The sequence below is a fragment of the Micromonospora sediminicola genome (genome assembly GCF_900089585.1).
In the GTDB taxonomy this organism is placed as follows: Bacteria; Actinomycetota; Actinomycetes; order Mycobacteriales; family Micromonosporaceae; genus Micromonospora; species Micromonospora sediminicola.
This window is the reverse complement of the sequence record NZ_FLRH01000003.1, coordinates 3,752,414-3,771,662: the sequence shown is the minus strand read 5'-3', so window position 1 is coordinate 3,771,662 and position 19,249 is coordinate 3,752,414. Positions and strand designations below refer to the sequence as shown.

Genomic DNA, 19,249 nt, shown 5'->3' with positions numbered 1-19,249 from the left:
CTCATGACCTCCTCCTCCGGCGCCTCGCGCCGACAGGTGCTGGCCGTGGCGGCCGCCGCCGCGACCGCTCCCCTGCTCGCCGGCGCGCCCGCCGAGGCGAAGCCGAAGCAGCCGAAGACCTGGGACCTGACCGTCCTCGGCACCTCGGACACCCACGGCAACGTCTACAACTGGGACTACTACAAGGACGCCGAGTTCGACGACAGCAAGCACAACGACGTCGGCGTCGCGAAGCTGGCCACCCTGGTCAACCAGATCCGCGCCGAGCGCAAGGGCCGGGCCACGCTGGTCCTGGACGCCGGTGACACGATCCAGGGCACCCCGCTGGCCACCTACTACGCCAAGCAGGAGCCGATCACCAGCACCGGTGAGACGCACCCGATGGCCAACGCGATGAACGTGCTCAAGTACGACGCGGTCACGCTGGGCAACCACGAGTTCAACTACGGCCTGCCGCTGCTGGCCACCTGGATCGAGCAGCTCGGCTTCCCGGCCCTCGCCGCCAACGCGATCAACGCGAAGACCGGCAAGCCGGCGTTCCTCCCGTACGTGATCAAGGAGGTCCGGCTCGGCGGCCACGGCGCGCCGAAGCTGCGGGTCGGCATCCTCGGCCTGACCAACCCCGGCGTGGCCATCTGGGACAAGGCCAACGTCGAGGGCCGCCTGGTCTTCGCCGACATGGTCGCCACCGCCGCCAAGTGGGTGCCGGAGATGCGCCGGCGTGGCGCCGACGTGGTCATCATCTCCGCGCACGGCGGCGACAGCGGCACCTCCAGCTACGGCCCGGAGCTGCCGAACGAGAACCCGACCGCGCTGATCGCCGAGCAGGTCCCCGGGATCGACGCGATCCTGTTCGGCCACGCGCACAACGAGGTGCCGGAGAAGTTCGTCACCAACCTGAAGACCGGCAAGGCCGTGCTCACGTCCGAGCCGTCGAAGTGGGGCCAGCGGCTCACCCGGATGGACTTCACGCTGACCCGGGAGAAGGGCTGCTGGAAGGTCGTCGACTCGTCGGCCACCACGCTCAACACCAACACCGTGGTCGAGGACCCGGCGGTGCTCGCGGCCGTCCGTGGTCAGCACGCCAAGACCGTCGAGTACGTCAACCGGGTGGTCGCGCAGTCGAGCGTGGAGTTGTCCGCCGCCGAGTCGCGCTACAAGGACACCCCGATCCTCGACTTCATCAACCACGTGCAGACCGAGGTGGTCACCGCGGCGCTGGCCGGCGGCGCGTACGCGGGCCTGCCGGTGCTGTCGATCGCCGCGCCGTTCAGCCGCACCGCGGTCTTCCCGCAGGGTGACGTGCGGATCCGCGACGTGGCCGGCCTCTACGTCTACGACAACACCCTGGAGGCGGTCGTGCTGACCGGCGCCGAGGTGAAGGCGTACCTGGAGTACTCGGCGAAGTACTTCGTCACGGTCCCGGTGGGCGCGCCGGTCAACCCGGAGACCATCAGCGACCCGGCGGTGCCGGACTACAACTACGACGTCTTCTCCGGCGTCGACTACGACATCGACATCTCCAAGCCGGTCGGCCAGCGGATCACCCGGCTGGTGCTGGCCGGCACCGACACCCCGGTGGCGGCGGACGCGCAGTTCGTGGTGGCGGTGAACAACTACCGGCGCAGCGGCGGCGGCAACTTCCCCGGCATCGTCAAGACGCAGGTCTACAACGCGCAGCAGGAGATTCGCCAGCTGCTCATCGACTGGGCGCAGGCCAAGGGCGTCATCGACCCGGCCGACTTCTTCGTGCCCAACTGGAAGCTCGTCCGCGAGGGCGTGCCGGTCTTCTGATCCACCCCGGCGGCTGGCGGGGAACGCCCCGTCAGCCGCCGGCGCGCAGGTGCCACTCGGACTCGCCGCCCGCCGGGTCCGGCCGGTCCGGGCGGGTGTCCGTCTCGGTGGACTCCGCACGCTCCTCGGGGCGGACCCGGTTCGGCAGCTCGCCGAAGCGGACGTGCCGCAGGAACGCGTACTCCTCGTCGGTGAACGACTCGCCCCGCTCGCTCATGCCCGCATTGTGCGCCCGCCCGGCCGGGACCGGTATCAACCGGGACGGCACGGGTATGCCGCCGCGAGACCGACGGCGACGAGGTGGAGGGCGACATGCGCGCGGTACGGATGACCGCACCCGGGGTGCTGGAGCTGGCCGAGGTCCCGACGCCCGAGGCCGGGCCCGGTGAGGTGCTGCTGCGCGTCGGCGCGGTCGGCGCCTGCCACTCCGACCTGCACATCCTCGACGCGGCGGCGGGGATGTTCCCCACCCCGATGACGCTGGGCCACGAGATCGCCGGCACGGTCGAGGCGGCCGGGCCCGGCGTGGACGGCTGGTCGTCCGGGGACCGGGCCGCGGTCTACGGCATCATCGGCTGCGGGCGCTGCCGGGCCTGCCTGCGCGGCGAGGAGAACCGCTGCCGGGTCACGCCGGTCGGCGGCATCGGGCTCAGCCGCGACGGTGGGCTGGCCGAGTACGTGGTGGTGCCCGCGTCCCGGCTGCTGCACGTGGGCGACATGGACCTGACCCAGGCGGCCCCGCTGACCGACGCCGGGCTGACCCCGTACCACGCGGTGGAGCTGGCCCGGCCCCGGCTGCGGCCCGGCACCACCTGCGTGGTGATCGGCATCGGCGGGCTGGGCCACATGGCGGTGCAGATCCTGCTCGCCACCACGGCGGTGCGGATCGTCGCGGTGGACACCAACGTCGCGGCGCTGGACCTGGCCAGCCGCCTCGGCGCCCACCACGTGGTGCAGGCCGGCCCCGACTCGGTCGACAAGATCCGCGACCTGGTCGGCCCGCCGCCGGACGGCGCGGACGTGGTGCTCGACTTCGTCGGCGCGCAGCCCACGCTGGACACCGCCCGGCAGGTCGTCGCGACCGGCGGTCAGCTGCTGCTCGTCGGCCTGGCCGGTGGCACGCTGCCGGTCCGGCCGGTCGCCGACGAACCGCCAACGGTGCCGCTGGAGACCGGCGTGGTGGTCCCGTTCTGGGGCACCCGCGCGGAACTCCAGGAGGTCGTCGCGCTGGCGCGGGACGGCCGGCTGCACGCCGACGTGCAGACGTTCCCGCTGGCCGAGGCGCCCGAGGCGTACGAGGCGTTGCGCCGGGGCGACATCCACGGCCGGGCGGTCATCGTCCCCTGAGCGGGGGCAGCCGGTCGAGCACGGCCAGCGCGGCCCGCACCGGCCGCCGGTCGAGCACCTCGGCGAAACTGGCCCGCCCCTGGCAGAAGCGGGCGAACATCCGCCAGCCGGGCGGGCTGGCCAGCATCGCGTGGAACACGTCGGGGCGGCGCTCGAAGACCTCCAGCAGCCGGTGCCCGGCGCGCATCTCCGGCACCAGCCGCCGGTGGACCTCCCGCCCGTACGCGTCGAGGTCGCCGGCCGCGACCGCCTCGCCGGCCAGCCGACCGGAGCGCAGCGCGTAGCTGATCCCCTCCCGGCTCCACGGCTCCAGCAGGCCGGCCGCGTCGCCGGCGACCAGGACCCGCCCGTGGCGCAGCGGTGAGTCGTCGGCGCGGCAACGGGTGAGGTGGCCGGAGTCGTGCTCGGGGGCCACCCCGGACAGCCCCGTCCGCTCGACGAAGTCGCGCAGGTAGGCCCGGGTTCGCTCGCCCTCACCCCGGGCGGAGATGACGCCGACGGTGAGCCGGTCGCCCTTGGGGAAGACCCAGGCGTACGAGCCGGGCACCGGCCCCCAGTCGATCAGCAGCCGACCCCGCCACCGCTGCTGGTCGGCGGCGGACGCCGGCAGCTCCAGCTCCAGCCCGAGGTCGACCTGGCGGAACCGCACCCCGACGTGCCGGGCGGTCACCCCGGAGGAGCCGTCCGCGCCGACCACCGTGCGGGCGTGCACCACCTCGCCGTCGGCCAGCCGCAGGCGTACCACGTCGGGGTCCTGCTCCACCGCGCGGACCGCGACGCCCTCGCGGACCTGGGCGCCGGCCGTGACCGCGGCGGCGCGCAACCGATGGTCGAACTCCTCCCGGCGGATCATGGTGACCAGCGGCGCGGGATGCCGGCGGGTGAACGCCCGTCGCCCGTCCCGGGTGAACGTGACCCGGTCGACCCGGTCGTGCGCGGGCACCTCGATCCGACCGTCGACCTCGGCCAGCGAGGTGCCGATCAGGCCGCCGCCGCAGGTCTTGTACCGGGGATGGGTGGCCCGCTCGACCACCAGCGTGCGCACACCGGCCCGGGCCGCCGCGACGGCGGCGGAGAGTCCGGCGGGCCCGCCACCGACCACGACGAGGTCCCAGATGATCACGGGTGCAGCCTAGCCGGCACCCCCCGCCAGGACCCTCGATCGGGTGGGCATCAACGCCGGCGGCCCGGGTAACCGCCGGTCGCCGGCCGTCCGCCGATCGGACGGTCCACCCCGAGGAGGGACGCGATGCCTCAGGTCCAGTTGTCCGCGGTCGAGGAACGGGTGTACCAGGCGGTCTCCGCGCTGGAGGTGCGGGGACACGTCCCCTACCCGGACCTGATCGCCGAGGAGACCGGAATGACCGAGGAGGAACTGCGGGAACCGCTGCACGCGCTCACCGAGCGGGGGCTGCTGCACCGGGAGGACTCGCCGATGTCCGGCCTGGACTTCGGACCGCGGTGGTGCGCACGTCAGACGGCCTGATCGCGTCGTTTGCCCCACCGGGGGCCGGGTAGCGATCGGGGATGCGTGATCGACGGTCGGTGGGGGGCGCGATGAGCGGGGACCGGTCGTCGACGCCGGGGCGGGACACCGGGTACGACGACCGGCGCCGCTGGCGCGCACTCGGCGTCGGCCTGGTCGCGGCGTTCATGACGCTGCTGGACGTCAGCATCGTCAACGTCGCCGTGCCGTCCATCGACCGGGCGCTCGGCGCCACCCCGAGCGACCTGCAGTGGGTGCTCTCCGGGTACGCGCTGACGTTCGGCCTGGTGCTGGTGCCCGCCGGGCGGTTCGGCGACGCGCGCGGCCGGCGTACCGCCTTCGTGGTCGGGGTGGGTCTGTTCACGCTGACCAGCGCGCTGGCCGGCCTGGCCACCTCACCGACGTGGCTGATCATCGCCCGGCTGGTGCAGGGCGCCGCCGCCGGCGTGGTCAACCCTCAGGTCAGCGGCATGATCCAGCAGCTGTTCCGGGGCGCCGACCGGGGCCGCGCGTTCGGGCTGCTCGGCGCCACCATCGGCATCTCCACCGCTGTCGGCCCCCTGCTCGGCGGGCTGCTCATCCAGCTCGGCGGCGCCGAACACGGCTGGCGGTGGGTGTTCTTCGTGAACATCCCGGTCGGCATCGTGGCCATGGTGCTCGGCTGGCGTCTCGTGCCGGCCCGACCGGCCGGCCAGCCCGACCGGCACCGGCTCGACCCGGTCGGCGTGCTGCTGCTCGGCGTCGGCGTCACCGCGATCCTGCTGCCGCTGGTACAGCGGGAACAGTGGCAGGGCTCGGCCAAGTGGTTGCTGATCCCGGTCGGCCTGCTGCTGCTGGCCGCGTTCGCGCTCTGGGAACGCCGCTACGCCCGGCACACCCAGCCGCTGTTCGACCTGCGGCTGTTCACGCTGCGCTCGTACACGCTGGGCGCGCTGATCGGCCTGATCTACTTCGCCGGCTTCACCGCGATCTTCTTCATCTTCACGCTCTACCTGCAGATGGGCCTGGGTTACAGCGCGCTGGTCGCCGGCCTGGCGATCACCCCGTTCGCGCTCGGCTCGGCGGTCGCGTCGGCGCTGGGCGGACGGGTGGTCACCCGCTACGGCCGGCCGCTGGTCGCCGTCGGGCTGGCGGCCGTGGTGCTCGGGCTGGTCGCGACGGACCTGGTGCTGACCGGTGGGCCGCACGACGACGTGCCGCTGCGGACCGCGCTGCCGCTGCTCGTCGCCGGCCTCGGCAGCGGCCTGGTGATCGCGCCGAACCAGACGCTCACGCTCTCCGAGGTGCCGGTGCCGATGGCCGGGAGCGGCGCCGGCATGCTCCAGACCGGGCAGCGGATCGGCTCGGCCGCCGGGATCGCGGCGGTCGGCGCGTTGTTCTTCTCCACCCTGGCGGCGAACCGGGGCGACTGGTCGGTGGCGTTCCGGCACTCACTGCTGCTGGCCGCCGGCATCATCGTGCTGGCGCTGGTCGCCGCCCTGGTGGACGTCCTCTTCGGTCACCGCCGCTCCTGACCGCCGTCGCCGGGCCGGCGTGACGCGTGCCGGTCGGCCAACCGGGGCGGAAGACCCGGGAAACTCTGCGCGACAGGGGCAGCGCCGGACAGGTCGACGGCGGTAGATACAAGGGTCATGACGAACACCCTCGACCGTCGTACCCTGCTGCGCCTGGCCGGAGCCTCCGCCGGCACCGCCGTGCTCGCCGGCGCCACCCTGGCCGGCACCGCCCCCGCCGGCGCGGCCACCGCCGCGTTCCGCCACGGCGTCGCCTCCGGTGACCCGCTGCCGGACGGGATCCTGCTCTGGACCCGGGTCACCCCCACCCCCGACGCGCTGCCCGGCTCCGGCGCCGGCCCGGACGTGGAGGTGACCTGGCAGGTCGCCGCCGACCCGGACTTCGCCGCGCCGGTGGCCGCCGGCACGTTCCCCACCGGGGCGGCCTGCGACCACACCGTGAAGATCGCCGTCTCCGGCCTCGCCCCGGCGACCACCTACTGGTACCGCTTCGGCTACGCCGACGCCTGGTCGCCGACCGGCCGCACCACCACCGCCCCGCCCGACGACGCGGCGGTGGACCGGCTGCGGCTGGGCGTGGTGTCCTGCGCCAACTGGGAGGCCGGCTACTTCGCGGCGTACCGACGGCTGGCCGACCGGGACGACCTGAACCTGGTCGTCCACCTCGGTGACTACCTCTACGAGTACGGGACCGGCGAGTTCGCCGCCGCCGGCCGGGTGGTGCGGCCCACCCAGCCGCCGCACGAGGTGCTCACGCTGGCCGACTACCGGATCCGGCACGCGCTCTACAAGACCGACCCGCACCTGCAGGCGCTGCACGCGGCGGTGCCGTGGATCATCACCTGGGACGACCACGAGGTGGCCAACGACGAATGGTCCGGTGGCGCGGAGAACCACACGCCCGGCACCGAGGGACCGTTCGCCGACCGGCTCGCCGCCGCGCGGCAGGCGTACCTGGAGTGGATGCCGGTGCGCGTCGGCGTCAACGGGGCGATCTACCGGCGGTTCCGCTTCGGCCAGCTGGCCGAGCTGTCCATGCTGGACCTGCGCTCGTACCGGTCGGCGCAGGCCACCGGCACGGCCGTCGACGACCCGGCCCGCACCATCACCGGTGACGCCCAGATGGCCTGGCTGAAGGCCGGCCTGTCCGGGTCCACGGCCCGCTGGAAGCTGGTCGGCAACCCGGTGATGATCGCCCGGGTGGACGTGGGCGCGCTGCCGGCGTGGCTGCTCGGCCCGCTCGGCAAGCTGCTCGGCATCCCGGAGAACGGCGCGGTGCTCAACGCCGACCAGTGGGACGGATACAACGCCGACCGCAACGAGCTGGTGGACCACATCCGGGCCACCGGCACGCGGGACGTGGTGTTCCTGACCGGCGACATCCACACCTCGTGGGCCAACGAGGTCACCACCCGCGCCACCGGGTCGGCGAATCCGGCCGCGGCTGAGTTCGTGGTGCCGTCGGTGACCAGCGACAACGTCAACGACTTCCTGAAGCTGCCGGCGGGCAACGCGCTGAGCCAGCTCGGCGCCGGCCTGATCCGGTCCACCAACCCGCACGTGCGGTGGACCGAACTCGACGGACACGGGTACGGGGTCTTCGAGGTGACCCCGCAGCGCTGCCGGATGGACTGGTACCACCTGGCCGACCGCACCAGCAGCACCAGCGGCAGCCGGTGGGTGGCCGGCTGGTCGGTGGGGGCCGGGTCGTCCCGGCTGCGGGCCGAGGCCGCGCCGGCCTGACCCCTTTCCGGTACGCGCACGAAAAGGCCGGCACCCCGGGTTCGGGGTGCCGGCCTTCGGTGTCACTTGGTCCAGTGCTGGTTCACGATGTCGGTGGCCTGCTTCTCCCACTGGGCGTAGGCGTCGGGGTATGCGGAGACCTGGACGGTCTGGGCGGCGTCGGTCAGCGGCATCTTGTCCCAGCCGTCGACCTGCTTCAGGCCCTTGAGAAAGGCCAGGGTGGAGTACTCGGGGTCGGTGATCTGCTCCGGCGTGCCCCAACCGCTCGACGGGCGCTGCTGGAACAGGCCCAGCGAGTCGTGGTCATTCTTGTCGCCGAGGTGCCCGAGGTTCTCCAGCTTCGACTCCTGCAGGCTGGTGGCGATCGAGATGACCGCGGCCCGCTCGGGCAGGCCGGCCTTCTTCGTGGCGGCGATGATCGCCTTGGCGTTGGCGGTCTGCTCGTCGTTCAGGGTGATGCGGGACTGCTCACCCTGCACGGTGGCGACCGCGACGGGCTTACCAGCGGCGTGGGCGGGGGTGTCGGCGTGGGCGGCGACCGGACCGGCGAACACACCACCGGTGAAGGCCAGACCAGCAATACCCAGGATGCTCTTACGCAGGATCGTGTTCATCAGGGGGCTCCATTCGGGGGTCAACACACCCGGGGGGTGTGGGCACCGTCAGGCGCGCGAAAAAGTCTTGAAGGGGGATCCGGCACGCTCGTGGAGCCGGGGGGCCAGCTCACGGGGCCGGGGATGTCCGGCTGGCTCGCGGGGCGGTGGGCCTGCACGCGGCGCCGGATGATGTGTAACGACCGGCTAGCCTGCCGTCATTCCCCGGGGGCGGGGGGCTCGGGGGCTCGCTGCCTGCTCGGTCGTTCACCCGTCTACAACGCCCCCGACCCGCCGCCGATTCCACGCCCGGGGTGCCGCCCACCACCACCGAACCGGACACCCACCCCACCCGGGCAGCCGGGCAACCATGGGTGATCCCGACACAGGAGACACCCACGCCGATCCACCCGTCACCCGTTGACTCCCGTCGGTGGAACGCCACGGGTGCGTACCGGCCTCGGAGACACCCATGGCGTTCCACCCACCGCCCGTTGATCTCGTCGGTGGAACGCTATGGGTGCCTCCCGACCTCGGAGACACCCATGACGTTCCACCCACCGGCCCACCAGCCGACGAGTGGAACGCCATGGGTCCCTCAACCGCGCATGGACACCCAGGTCCCAGTCCCTGAGGAAGGGAACGTCGACCGGCACCCGCCGCCGAACAGCGGCGGCGGGACGACAGCGCCCCGCCCGTTTCCGGCCGGAACCAGCCGCGACATCGTCTCGCCGAACGACGGCCTGGCCCCGAGCGCGACGGACGGGGACGTGGAACGGCCGGCCCCGGAAGCCGGGGCCGGCCGTTCACGCGTCACGGGGTCACCACACCTGCTGGACGATGTCCGCGGCCTGCTCCTCCCACTGCGCGTACGCGTACGGGTAGGCGGACACCTGGACCGTCTGCGCCGCGGTGGTCAGCGGCAGGTCCTGCCAGCCGCCGACGTTCTTCAGCGCGCCGAAGAACGCCTTGCTGGCGTACTCGGGGTCGGTGATCTGCTCGGACGTGCCCCAACCGGACGACGGGCGCTGCTGGAACAGACCCTCCGAGTCGTGGTCGTTGTACGCGCCGAGGTGACCGAGGTTGTAGAGCTTGGACTCCTGCAGGGAGGTGGCGACGCCGATCACGGCGCCCCGCTCCCCCACGCCGGACTCCTTGGCCGCCTTGACGATGGCCTTGGCGTTGTCGAGCTGGGCGTCGTCGAGCGGGATGCGCGACTGCGCGCCCTCGACGCCGTGGGGCATGAGCCGGTCCCGCGCCGGCCGGTCGGCCTTGCTCGGCACCTTGTCGCTGCCGGTGGTCAGGCCGGACTTCACCGTCTCGGTGGCGGTCTTCTTGCCGGTGGCCAGGTCGATGGCGGCCTTGGCGCCGGCGTGCGGTCCGCTGGTCACCGGGGCGGCGACGGCGGTGGGGCCGAAGGCCAGCCCGCCCAGGGCGGCCACGCCCGCGACGGTCAGCACGGCGCGGCGGTTCTGGGCGAGGTCGGTGGTCCTGGCGACGGCGGTCTTCGCGATGGCGGGGAGCCATCGGGTGAAGTGCTGCTTCACGATGGTTGCCCTTTCGATCGTTACGACGCGCTCCGGGGTGAGCGCCCCTTGGACGGACTACCGGCGGGTACGGGGTTTGCGGTGCCGGCGGTACGGGGAACACAACCCGCTCGACGTGTCGGTCATTCCGGATATGCCAGGCGCGGCGAGAGCTGCGGTCCAGGTCACCCGGGGTATCGGACAGCCGGGCCGGGCCAGTGCCGGAACGGGACGATCAGGCCGGACGGCCGAACCGGACCAGCACGTGCCAGAGCTGCTTGAGGTGCTGGTGGGTCACCTCGGCCGGCCCGCGGTCGGCCCAGCGCCGCGGCTCGCGCACCAGGGATGCGGCGGCGCGACCGACGAGCGCCGCGTGCAGCGGCTCCCCCGGCCGGGCGAACTCGGCGTGCACGCGGGCCGCCAACGGCGGGATGTCCGGTCCGCGGAACTCGGCGTCGACGTCGTCCACGGCCAGTTCGAAGCCGGGGTGCCAGCGCAGCGCGAAGCCGTGCCGGGCGGCCGTCGCGGCCAGCAGCCGTCCCTCGCGGGTGCCGCGGAAGGACGGGTCGCAGACCACGGCCTCGACGTCGCGGGCGAGGCTCAGCTCGCCGTGCACCTGCGCCTCGATGTAGTCGTCCAGCGCGCGACCGGCCTGCTCTGATGCCCGTTCACGCCGGCGCAGGAGTGCCCGCAGCAGGGTGCCGGTGTCCATTCCGGCCACCCCCAGGCTGACGCCCGTTCCCTCGGTCGCGCTCAGCAGCGCGGCGAGGACCGGCTCGAAGACGACGGCGGTGCCGACCTCGGTCGGCCCGAGGTGGCTGTCGCCGAAACAGAACGTGGCGCGGGCCAACGCCTCCGGACGCAGCCGCAGGTGACAGGAGCCGAACCGGGGACAGGCGCCGTCCGGATGGTCGAGCAGGTTCAGGCCGCCGTACCTGGGACGCTCGGCGGGGAGCACACCGGGACGCTGGTACGCGCCGCCGAACAGCGCGGCTTCCCACACGTCCCGGTCGCCGCCGGGGAACGCGGTCAGCCCACCGTTGCCGATGCCGGTCTCGAACTGGCTGCGGTAGACGCCCTCCTCGTCGAGTGCCTCGGCCACGGTGCGGCCGTCGCGCAGCAGCCGGTCCGGGTGGAAGTTGAGCGTCAACCGGCCGTGCGCGGTCACCGCCGCGAGGACCTCCTCGTACCGGTAGGACGTGCCCGAACCGGCGAGATGCTTCGCGATGACGGCGAGCGCCGCCGGGCGGTCGCGCAGGGCGACGTCACGCACGTGTCGCAGCGCGGCGGACTGGGCTTCGGTCAGGACGGTCGCCGGCACGGCGTCGAGTATCGCGGGCCGGCGTCCGGGCGGCGAGGGGTTTCTTCCTGGAGGACGGCGGGGCGGTGTATCCCTGCTCCACCGTGGCCGACGATCCTAACCGTGGGCGGCGGCGCCGAGGCGGGCCAGCAGGTGCGCGTTGCCGCCGGTGGCCGCGAGTTGGCGCAGCAGCTGATCCAGGGCGGCCTGCCGGTCCAGCGTGGACAGCGCCGATCGCAGTGCCCGCAGGCGGTGCCGCTCGACGTCGGTGCAGAGCAGGTCGTCCCGCCGGGTGCCGGAGGCCCGCAGGTCGACGGCCGGGAAGGTCCGCCGGTCGGCGAGCGCCCGGTCCAGCCTCAGCTCGGCGTTGCCGGTGCTCTTGAACTCCTCGAAGATGAGGGTGTCGGCGGCCGAGCCGGTCTCCACCAGGGCCGAGGCCAGGATGGTCAGCGAACCGCCCTCCTCGATCGCGCGGGCTGCGGCGAGCAGCTGCTTGGGCGGGGTCAGCGCGGCCACGTCGACACCGCCGGAGAGCGTACGCCCGGCCGAGCGGACGGTGAGGTTGTAGGCACGGCCGAGGCGGGTCAGCGAGTCGAGCAGCACGACCACGTCGTGCCCCAGCTCGACCAGACGCTTCGCCCGCTCGATCGCCAGCTCCGCCACCGTGGTGTGGTCCTGCGGCGGACGGTCGAAAGTGGCCGCGACGACCTCGCCCTTCACCGACCGAGACATGTCGGTGACCTCTTCCGGCCGCTCGTCGACCAGCACCACCATCAGGTGGCACTCCGGGTTGTTGCGGGTGATCGCGTCCGCGACCGCCTGCAGCACCATCGTCTTACCGGCCTTCGGCGGCGACACGATCAGCGCCCGCTGACCCTTGCCGATCGGCATCACCAGGTCGATCACCCGGGTGGTCAGGATGTGCGGCTCGGTCTCCAGCCGCAGCCGCTCCCGTGGGTACACCGGCGTGAGCTGGTAGAAGTCACGCCGCCGGCGGGCCTGCTCCGGCGGCACGCCGTTGATGCCGTCCAGCCGCTCCAACGGCACCGGCCGGCCCGGACGCGGGGCGGCGAGGACCGTGCCGGTGACCAGGTCACCGCGGCGCAGGCCGTGCCGGCGCAGCTGACCGGCGGCGAGGTGGACGTCGGCGGCGGACGGCAGGTAGCCGTCCACCCGGAGCCACGCGTGCCCGTCGACGATGTCGACGACACCGCTGACGGGACGTGATGCGGAGGTCATGGGGGTTGCCTTTCGGGACCGTGCCGGCCGGTGCGGACGGCAGGGGAAGGAGTGCCTGCGGGAACCCGCCGGGCGGAAAGCCGGGGATGCGACCACGGGCGGAGAGCCGGACAGGACCGGCCACCTGGGGAGATCGGACGTCGGGCGGCGCCGTGCGCCGGCTTCCGGGTCCACAGGCAGGCTAACCCCTCGGCGGCGCGGCGGGCAAGCGGATCGGCGCCCCGGCGCGGCGTTACAGTGAGGCACGCGTCCACCGGGAAGGCTCGCACCGTGACTGCTACGACCGTGGTCGACCAGGTCGATCTGGGGGACCACGTCTGCTGGATCCACGACGACGACGGCGACGCGCTCGACACCGTCGGCCGTTTCGCCGCCACCGGGCTGCGCCGCGGCCACAAGGTGGTCTGCTTCACCGAGACGTCCACGCCGCAGGCGGTCCGCGCCCGGGTCGACGCCGTCGGCGTGCCGACCGAGGCCGCGGTGGCGGCGGGCCAGCTGCGCATCCTGCCCGCCGTGGAGGCATTCCTGGTCGGGGGCCGGCCGACCCCGGCCGCCATGGCCGAGGCCGTGCGCGACGAGGTCACCCGGGCCCGGCGGGAGGGCTATCCGGGGGTACGCCTCAGCGGCGACATGGCGTGGGTGCTGGGCACCGCGGTGAGCCTCGACGAGCTGCGCCGCTACGAACAGGCGCTCAATCCCCTCTTCCCGGACAGCCGGGTCGCCGGTCTGTGCCTGTACGACCGGCGCCGGTTCCCCGCCGAGCAGTTGCGGATCCTCGCGGCGGCCCACCCGGGCACCGCCGGGCCGCGTCCGCCGCGCACCTGGTCCCCGCTGCTGCGCGCGTACCGGGTGGGTGATCCGCCCGGCCTGAGGCTGGTGGGGCAGGTGGACCGCAGCAACCGCGACGCGTTCATCGCGCTGCTCGCCGACCTGACCGCCGGGGAACGCGCGCCGGCCGGGCCGCCGGTGCTGGACCTGACCGACCTGAGCTTCGCCGACGCCGGCGCCGCCACCGAGCTGGCCCGGGCCGACCGGGCCAGCCACACCGGCATCCGGCTGGTCGGCTGCCGACCGGCGCTGCACCGGCTGCTGCACGTGCTGGGCGGCGTGACCTCCGGGGCCCCGGCATGAGCGCGCCGACCGCTGTGGGGCTGCGGCACGAGCTGTCGTTCTACACCGACGCCGCGAGCCTGCTGGCGGTCGCGGTGCCGTTCGTCCAGGAGGGACTGGCGGCCGGTGAGCCGGTGCTGGTGGCCGCGCCGGCGCCCCGGCTGGCGTTGCTGCGCGCCGCGCTCGGGCCGGCCGCGGACACGGTCGGATGGGCCGACATGGGCGAGGCCGGGCGCAACCCGGGACGGATCATTCCCTGGGTGCTCCAGGCGTTCGCCGACCGGCATCCCGGCCGGCGGGTGCGGGTCATCGGCGAGCCGATCTGGGCCGGACGCTCGGTGGAGGAGTACCCGGCCTGCGCCCAGCACGAGGCCGCGATCAACGGGGCCCTGGCGGACCGGGCGATGACCGTCCTGTGCCCGTACGACGCCGGCCGGCTCGAGCCGGGGGTGCTCGCCGAGGCCCGCTGCACCCATCCGACGCTCGTGGAGCGTGGTGGGCGCCGCCGCGTCGCCGGGTACGCGCCGGCGGAGGTGACCGCGCGGCACAACCGACCGCTGCCCGCACCCGACGGGCCGGTGTCGGTGCTCCGCTACACCCTGGACACGCTGCCGGAGGTCCGCCGCTTCGTCGCCGGGCACGCGAGCGCCGGCGGGCTGGACGCGGACCGGGTGGCCGACCTGCAGATCGCGGTCACCGAGCTGGCCACCAACAGCGTCGCCCACGCCGCCGGGTCGGGGACGCTGCGGTTCTGGCTCACCGACCGGCACGTGGTGTGCGAGGTCCACGACGACGGCCGGCTGTCCGACCCGCTGGCCGGTCGGCTCGCTCCCGGGCACGACGGCATCGGCGGGCGCGGCCTGGTCATCGTGCACGCCCTGTGCGACCTGGTGCGGGTGCACACCGGGGTCGCCGGCACCACCGTCCGGCTGCACCTGCGGAGAGGGGACACCGCGTGACGACGCCCGCACACCTGCTCCGCCCGGTCGGCCGGGTGGAGTCGTCGTTGACCGATCCGGCCACCGCGCCCTGTCAGGGCGACGAGGGCGCGCCGCAGGCGTGGCTGGTGTTCGACGAGGCGTACCTCCCGGCGCTGGCGGGCCTGCGCCCGGGCGCGGAGGTGCTGGTGCTGACCTGGCTGGACCGGGCCCGGCGGGACGTCCTCACGGTGCACCCGCGCGGTGACCTCACCCGCGCGGAGGCCGGGGTGTTCGCCACCCGCTCGCCGCACCGCCCCAACCCGGTCGGCGTGCACCGGGTACGCCTGCTCGAGGTGACCGGCGCCCGGGTGCGGGTGGACGCGTTGGAGGCGCTGGACGGCACGCCCGTCGTCGACCTCAAGCCGGTGCTCGACGGGGAACGCTGAGCCGCCCGGCTCAGTGGCCCCGGGCGATCCACTCCTGAAGGTGCGGCGCCTCGGCGCCGACGCTGGTGTCGTCGCCGTGCCCGGTGTGCACCACCGTCTCCGGCGGCAGGGTGAGCAGCCGGGTGCGGATGGACTCGACGATGGCGCCGAAATCGCTGTAGGAACGGCCGGTGGCGCCGGGACCGCCGGCGAACAGGGTGTCGCCGGTGAAGACCGCGCCCAGCTCCGGGGCGTACAGGCTGCACGCTCCCGGGCTGTGGCCGGGCGTGTGCAGGACCCGCAGCGTGGCCCCGCCGACGGTGACGGTCTGCCCGTCGGTGAGGTCGCCGTCCGGTGGCGTGTCGGGGTGGACCTGGTCCCACAGCACCCGGTCGGCCGGGTGCAGCAGGACCGGCGCGCCGGTGGCCCGGGCCAGCTCGGGAGCGACCCGGACGTGGTCGTCGTGGGCGTGGGTGGCCAGGATCGCCAGCACGCGGCGGTCGCCGACCACCGCGCGGATCGCGGCCACGTCGTGCGGCGCGTCGACGACGACGCACTCGGTGTCGTCGCCGATCACCCAGACGTTGTTGTCCACGTCGAAGGTCTGCCCGTCCAGGGAGAACGTGCCGGACGTGACGGCGTGGTCGACGTGGGCGGTCACGGGAAGACCACCACCGAGCGCAGCACGTCGCCGTGGTGCATCCGGGTGAACGCCTCCTCGACCTGGTCCAGCGCGATCTCCTCGGTGACGAACGCGTCCAGGTCCAGCCGGCCCTGCCGGTACAGCTCGGTGAGCATCGGGAAGTCGCGGCTGGGCAGGCAGTCGCCGTACCAGCTGGACTTGAGCGCGCCGCCGCGCCCGAACACGTCGAGCAGCGGCAGGTCGACGGTCATCTCCGGGGTGGGCACGCCGACCAGCACGACCGTGCCGGCGAGGTCGCGCGCGTAGAAGGCCTGCTTCCAGGTCTCCGGGCGGCCGACCGCGTCGATCACCACGTCGGCGCCGAATCCGCCGGTGGCGGCGCGGATCGCCTCGACCGGGTCGTCCTCGGAGGCGTTGACGGTGTGGGTGGCGCCGAACCGGCGCGCCCAGTCGAGCTTGCGGGAGTCGGTGTCCACCGCGACGATCGTGGTCGCGCCGGCCAGGGCCGCGCCGGCCACCGCGGCGTCGCCGACGCCGCCGCAGCCGATCACCGCGACGGAGTCGCCCCGGGTCACCCCGCCGGTGTTCATGGCCGCGCCGAGGCCGGCCATCACGCCGCAGCCGAGCAGGCCGACGGCGGCGGGCCGGGCCGACGGGTCGACCTTGGTGCACTGGCCGGCGTGCACGAGCGTCTTCTCGGCGAACGCGCCGATGCCGAGCGCGGGCGACAGCTCGGTGCCGTCGGTCAGGGTCATCTTCTGCGCCGCGTTGTGGGTGGCGAAGCAGTACCAGGGGCGGCCGCGCCGGCAGGCCCGGCACTGCCCGCAGACCGCCCGCCAGTTGAGCACCACGAAGTCGCCGGGGGCCACGTCGGTGACGCCGTCGCCCACCTGCTCGACGATGCCGGCGGCCTCGTGGCCGAGCAGGAACGGGTAGTCGTCGTTGATGCCGCCCTCGCGGTAGTGCAGGTCGGTGTGGCACACGCCGCAGGACTGGACGCGGACCACCGCCTCGCCCGGCCCCGGGTCGGGCACCACGATCGTGGTGACCTCCACGGGCGCGCCCTTGCGCCGCGACACGACTCCCCGGACTTGCTGGCTCACGGTCGTCTCCTTCGTTCAGGTCCTGTGCCGAACCTACCGCTGATCATCGCCGGCGGCCCGACGCCGACCGGCGGAATGCCCCGCCCGTCACCGGGTACGCGCAGGGCCCGCACCTCGGACAAGGAGTGATCATGAGGTTGACGCACGCCCCGCTGCGCATCGCCATCGGCGCGTACATCCTGAACTCCGGGCTCTCCAAGCGGAACCTGGAGGGCGAGGCCGCGGCGGGGATGCACGGCATGGCGGTCGGCGCGCTGCCGCAGCTGCGCCAGATCCCGCCGGACCGGTTCGCCATGTTGCTGTCCCGCGCCGAGACGGCGCTGGGCGTGGCGTTGCTGGCGCCGTTCGTGCCGTCCCTGCTGGCCGGCGCCGGGCTGACCGCGTTCGGCGCCGGGCTGGTGCAGCTCTACCTCAAGACGCCCGGCATGCGGGAGGGCACCAGCCTGCGCCCCAGCCAGGCGGGCATCGGGCTGGCCAAGGACGTGTGGCTGGTCGGTGCGGGCCTGACGCTGGTGCTGGACTCGCTCACCCGCCGGCGGCGCTGACCCCTCAGGCCGGCACGGGCACCGCGGCGCGTTCGGCGACCAGCCGGCGGCGGGCGGCGTTGCGGTAACGCAGCACCTGCACCGCGCCGAGCGCCCAGAGCAGGTACTGCACGGCGAACGCCCAGCGGAACGCCGACAGCGGCGGGGTACCGGCGCCGGCCGGGGTGGCCAGGTCGAGCACCACGCCGACGGCGAGGATCAGCACGATCGACGCGACGAACCCGCCGACGTTGACGATCCCGGTGGCGCTGCCGATCCGGTGCACCGGGTTGAACGTCCGGGCGTAGTCGAACCCGATCACCGAGCCGGGGCCGTTGACCGCGAGGACCACCACCAGCGCCACCAGCAGCCCGTGCGGCGCGCGGCCGGGCCAGGCCAGCACCACCGCCCAGACGGCGGCGGTGGCGGCGGTGATGGTGAAGACGACCACCGAGCGGTGGAACGGGTGCCGGGCGCACAGGTGCGCCACCACCGGGCCGCACGCCAGGGTCACCAGCGTCATCAGGGTGAGCAGCCCGGCCGCCGCGGTGGGTGAGAAGCCCTGCGCCTGCACGAGGAACGGGTAGCCCCACAGCAGCGCGAACACGGCGCCGGAGAACTGGGTGACGAAGTGCGTCCACAGGCCCAGGCGGGTGCCGGGCTGCGCCCAGGCGTCGGCCAGCTGCCGGCGTACGGTGGCCAGGTCGGGGGCGAGCGCGGTGGTGTGCTCGGCGTGCGGGGTGTCGCGGACCGCGACGAGGACGAGCAACAGCACGGTGACGCCGAGCGCCGCCGCGGTGAGGAACGCCGGGGTCCAGCCCGCGTGGTGCAGCAGCGCCACCAGGGGTACGGCGCCGAGCACCGCGCCGAGCTGCCCGATGGTGCCGGTGAGCTGCACCAGCAACGGGTTGCGCCGGCCGGGGAACCAGAACGCCACGATCCGCAGCACGCTGATGAACGTCATCGCGTCGCCGAGGCCGACCAGCACCCGGGCCGCGACCGCGAGGCGTACGTCGGTGGCGACGGCGAACACGAGCTGCCCGGCCACCATCAGCGCGGCGCCGGCCAGCAGCAGCCGGCGCGAGCCGTAACGGTCCAGCAGCACCCCGACCGGGATCTGCATGGCCGCGTAGACGGCGAGCTGGGCGACGGAGAAGGTGGCCAGCGCGGCGGCGTTGATGTGGAAACGGTCCGCCGCGTCGACCCCGGTGACGCCGAGCGAGCTGCGGTGGAAGACGGCGGCCACGTACGCGGTCACGGCCACCGCGTAGATCAGGGCGGCCGGCCGGCGGGCGACGCTCACCGCAACGCCCCGAGCATGGTCGCGGCGGTGTCGATGTGGCCGGCGACGGCGTCGCGCCACGCCTGCGGGTCGTCGCCGTCGAGCGCGGCGAGCTGGTCGGCGTGCTCGGCCAGGGCGACCTCGGCCCAGCCGGGCGAGAGCCGGAAGCTGGCCTCGCCCATCCGCAGCTGCCGGTCGCGCAGCCGGTGGTAGAGCTCGGCCAGGATCTCGTTGCCGGCGGCCTCCACGACGGCCGCGTGGAAGGCCCGGTCGGCGGCCATCAGCGCGGTGAGGTCGCCGGCGGCGTGTGCCCGGCGCATCTCGTCGAGCCAACGGGCCAGGTCGGCGCGGAGCGCGGCGCGACGTGGCCAGACCCGCTCGGCGGCGTGCAGCTCGACGAGGCGGCGGGCCTCGATGACGTCGGCGATCTCCCGGGCGGAGACCGGTCGGATCAACGCGCCCCGCTTCGGGTAGAGCCGGACCAGACCCTCGGACTCCAGCCGCAGCAGCGCCTCCCGCACCGGGGTGCGGGAGACCCCGGTGGCCTCGGCGATCTCGCCCTCGCTGACGAGCTGACCACCCGGGTAGACCTGCTCCAGGATCGCCTGCTTGAGGTGCCGGTAGGCCCGCTCGGCGGCGGACGGGACGGCGGGGCGCGCACCGGCGACCGGGCTGGGATGCGTCATGTATCTATGATGCG

General features: G+C 73.9%; 18 protein-coding genes and 1 pseudogene. 9 read left to right on the top strand and 10 right to left on the bottom strand.

Annotated elements, in window-relative coordinates; genetic code table 11:
- Positions 1-3 precede the first annotated feature (3 nt).
- Positions 4-1,794 (top strand): bifunctional metallophosphatase/5'-nucleotidase, encoded by a 1,791-nt coding sequence (locus GA0070622_RS17985; RefSeq protein ID WP_091574377.1) that lies wholly within the window; start codon positions 4-6, stop codon positions 1,792-1,794.
- Between the two features lie 31 nt (positions 1,795-1,825).
- On the opposite strand, the gene GA0070622_RS17980 is transcribed toward GA0070622_RS17985, so the two are convergent.
- Positions 1,826-2,011 carry a hypothetical protein gene (locus tag GA0070622_RS17980; RefSeq protein ID WP_091574376.1) on the bottom strand — a complete coding sequence of 62 codons (186 nt, stop codon included), beginning with the start codon at positions 2,009-2,011 and terminating at the stop codon, positions 1,826-1,828.
- Positions 2,012-2,106: 95 nt separating this feature from the next.
- Between GA0070622_RS17980 and GA0070622_RS17975 the strand changes: the two genes are divergently transcribed.
- Positions 2,107-3,141 carry an NAD(P)-dependent alcohol dehydrogenase gene (locus tag GA0070622_RS17975; RefSeq protein WP_091577607.1) on the top strand — a complete coding sequence of 345 codons (1,035 nt, stop codon included), beginning with the start codon at positions 2,107-2,109 and terminating at the stop codon, positions 3,139-3,141.
- Here GA0070622_RS17975 and GA0070622_RS17970 read toward each other — a convergent pair.
- Positions 3,128-4,264, bottom strand: a complete 1,137-nt coding sequence (locus GA0070622_RS17970; protein WP_091574375.1) for a geranylgeranyl reductase family protein — start codon at positions 4,262-4,264, stop codon at positions 3,128-3,130. The genes GA0070622_RS17975 and GA0070622_RS17970 overlap by 14 nt on opposite strands.
- A gap of 126 nt (positions 4,265-4,390) precedes the next feature.
- Between GA0070622_RS17970 and GA0070622_RS17965 the strand changes: the two genes are divergently transcribed.
- The 3 genes from GA0070622_RS17965 (at position 4,391) to GA0070622_RS17955 (ending at position 7,884) form a co-directional block, all read left to right on the top strand.
- Entirely contained in the window at positions 4,391-4,627 is a 237-nt protein-coding gene (locus tag GA0070622_RS17965; RefSeq protein ID WP_091574374.1) for a hypothetical protein, read from the top strand.
- A gap of 71 nt (positions 4,628-4,698) precedes the next feature.
- The gene (locus GA0070622_RS17960) at positions 4,699-6,141 is read left to right on the top strand and encodes an MFS transporter (protein ID WP_091574373.1); all 1,443 of its coding nucleotides are present in this window, start codon (positions 4,699-4,701) and stop codon (positions 6,139-6,141) included.
- A 117-nt stretch (positions 6,142-6,258) separates the two neighbouring features.
- The gene (locus tag GA0070622_RS17955; protein ID WP_091574372.1) at positions 6,259-7,884 is read left to right on the top strand and encodes an alkaline phosphatase D family protein; all 1,626 of its coding nucleotides are present in this window, start codon (positions 6,259-6,261) and stop codon (positions 7,882-7,884) included.
- Between the two features lie 62 nt (positions 7,885-7,946).
- Here GA0070622_RS17955 and GA0070622_RS17950 read toward each other — a convergent pair whose 3' ends face one another.
- The 4 genes and pseudogenes from GA0070622_RS17950 to rho form a co-directional block, all read right to left on the bottom strand.
- Positions 7,947-8,498 (bottom strand): hypothetical protein, encoded by a 552-nt coding sequence (locus GA0070622_RS17950; RefSeq protein WP_091574371.1) that lies wholly within the window; start codon positions 8,496-8,498, stop codon positions 7,947-7,949.
- 800 nt (positions 8,499-9,298) lie between these two features.
- A complete protein-coding gene (locus GA0070622_RS17945; RefSeq protein ID WP_091574370.1) occupies positions 9,299-10,024 on the bottom strand; it encodes a hypothetical protein in 726 nt (241 codons plus the stop codon).
- 214 nt (positions 10,025-10,238) lie between these two features.
- On the bottom strand, positions 10,239-11,324 hold the full coding sequence (locus GA0070622_RS17940; protein WP_091574369.1) for a DUF3626 domain-containing protein: 1,086 nt from the start codon (positions 11,322-11,324) through the stop codon (positions 10,239-10,241).
- 96 nt (positions 11,325-11,420) lie between these two features.
- A pseudogene (gene rho / locus GA0070622_RS17935) lies at positions 11,421-12,524 on the bottom strand (transcription termination factor Rho); the annotation flags it as partial.
- 288 nt (positions 12,525-12,812) lie between these two features.
- On the opposite strand from rho, the gene GA0070622_RS17930 reads away from it, so the two are divergent.
- From GA0070622_RS17930 to tsaA, 3 genes are read left to right on the top strand one after another with little or no spacing between them, the layout of a single operon-like run.
- Positions 12,813-13,673 (top strand): MEDS domain-containing protein, encoded by an 861-nt coding sequence (locus tag GA0070622_RS17930; RefSeq protein WP_176558785.1) that lies wholly within the window; start codon positions 12,813-12,815, stop codon positions 13,671-13,673.
- Positions 13,670-14,611: a sensor histidine kinase gene (locus GA0070622_RS17925; RefSeq protein WP_091574366.1), complete on the top strand. Its 942-nt coding sequence runs from the start codon at positions 13,670-13,672 to the stop codon at positions 14,609-14,611. The genes GA0070622_RS17930 and GA0070622_RS17925 overlap by 4 nt, the downstream gene beginning before the upstream one ends.
- Positions 14,608-15,018 (top strand): tRNA (N6-threonylcarbamoyladenosine(37)-N6)-methyltransferase TrmO, encoded by a 411-nt coding sequence (tsaA, locus tag GA0070622_RS17920; protein ID WP_091574365.1) that lies wholly within the window; start codon positions 14,608-14,610, stop codon positions 15,016-15,018. The genes GA0070622_RS17925 and tsaA overlap by 4 nt, the downstream gene beginning before the upstream one ends.
- A gap of 10 nt (positions 15,019-15,028) precedes the next feature.
- Here the strand turns inward: tsaA and GA0070622_RS17915 are convergent, their stop codons facing one another.
- The gene (locus tag GA0070622_RS17915; RefSeq protein ID WP_091574364.1) at positions 15,029-15,658 is read right to left on the bottom strand and encodes an MBL fold metallo-hydrolase; all 630 of its coding nucleotides are present in this window, start codon (positions 15,656-15,658) and stop codon (positions 15,029-15,031) included.
- The gene (locus GA0070622_RS17910) at positions 15,655-16,743 is read right to left on the bottom strand and encodes an S-(hydroxymethyl)mycothiol dehydrogenase (RefSeq protein ID WP_091574363.1); all 1,089 of its coding nucleotides are present in this window, start codon (positions 16,741-16,743) and stop codon (positions 15,655-15,657) included. Before GA0070622_RS17910 ends, GA0070622_RS17915 begins: the two co-directional genes overlap by 4 nt.
- A gap of 131 nt (positions 16,744-16,874) precedes the next feature.
- Here GA0070622_RS17910 and GA0070622_RS17905 point away from each other — a divergent pair, with 131 nt between their 5' ends.
- Entirely contained in the window at positions 16,875-17,288 is a 414-nt protein-coding gene (locus GA0070622_RS17905) for a hypothetical protein (RefSeq protein ID WP_091574362.1), read from the top strand.
- A gap of 4 nt (positions 17,289-17,292) precedes the next feature.
- Here the strand turns inward: GA0070622_RS17905 and GA0070622_RS17900 are convergent, their stop codons facing one another.
- The gene (locus tag GA0070622_RS17900) at positions 17,293-18,570 is read right to left on the bottom strand and encodes an MFS transporter (protein ID WP_091574361.1); all 1,278 of its coding nucleotides are present in this window, start codon (positions 18,568-18,570) and stop codon (positions 17,293-17,295) included.
- Positions 18,567-19,235: a GntR family transcriptional regulator gene (locus tag GA0070622_RS17895; protein ID WP_091574360.1), complete on the bottom strand. Its 669-nt coding sequence runs from the start codon at positions 19,233-19,235 to the stop codon at positions 18,567-18,569. The genes GA0070622_RS17900 and GA0070622_RS17895 overlap by 4 nt, the downstream gene beginning before the upstream one ends.
- Positions 19,236-19,249 lie beyond the last annotated feature (14 nt).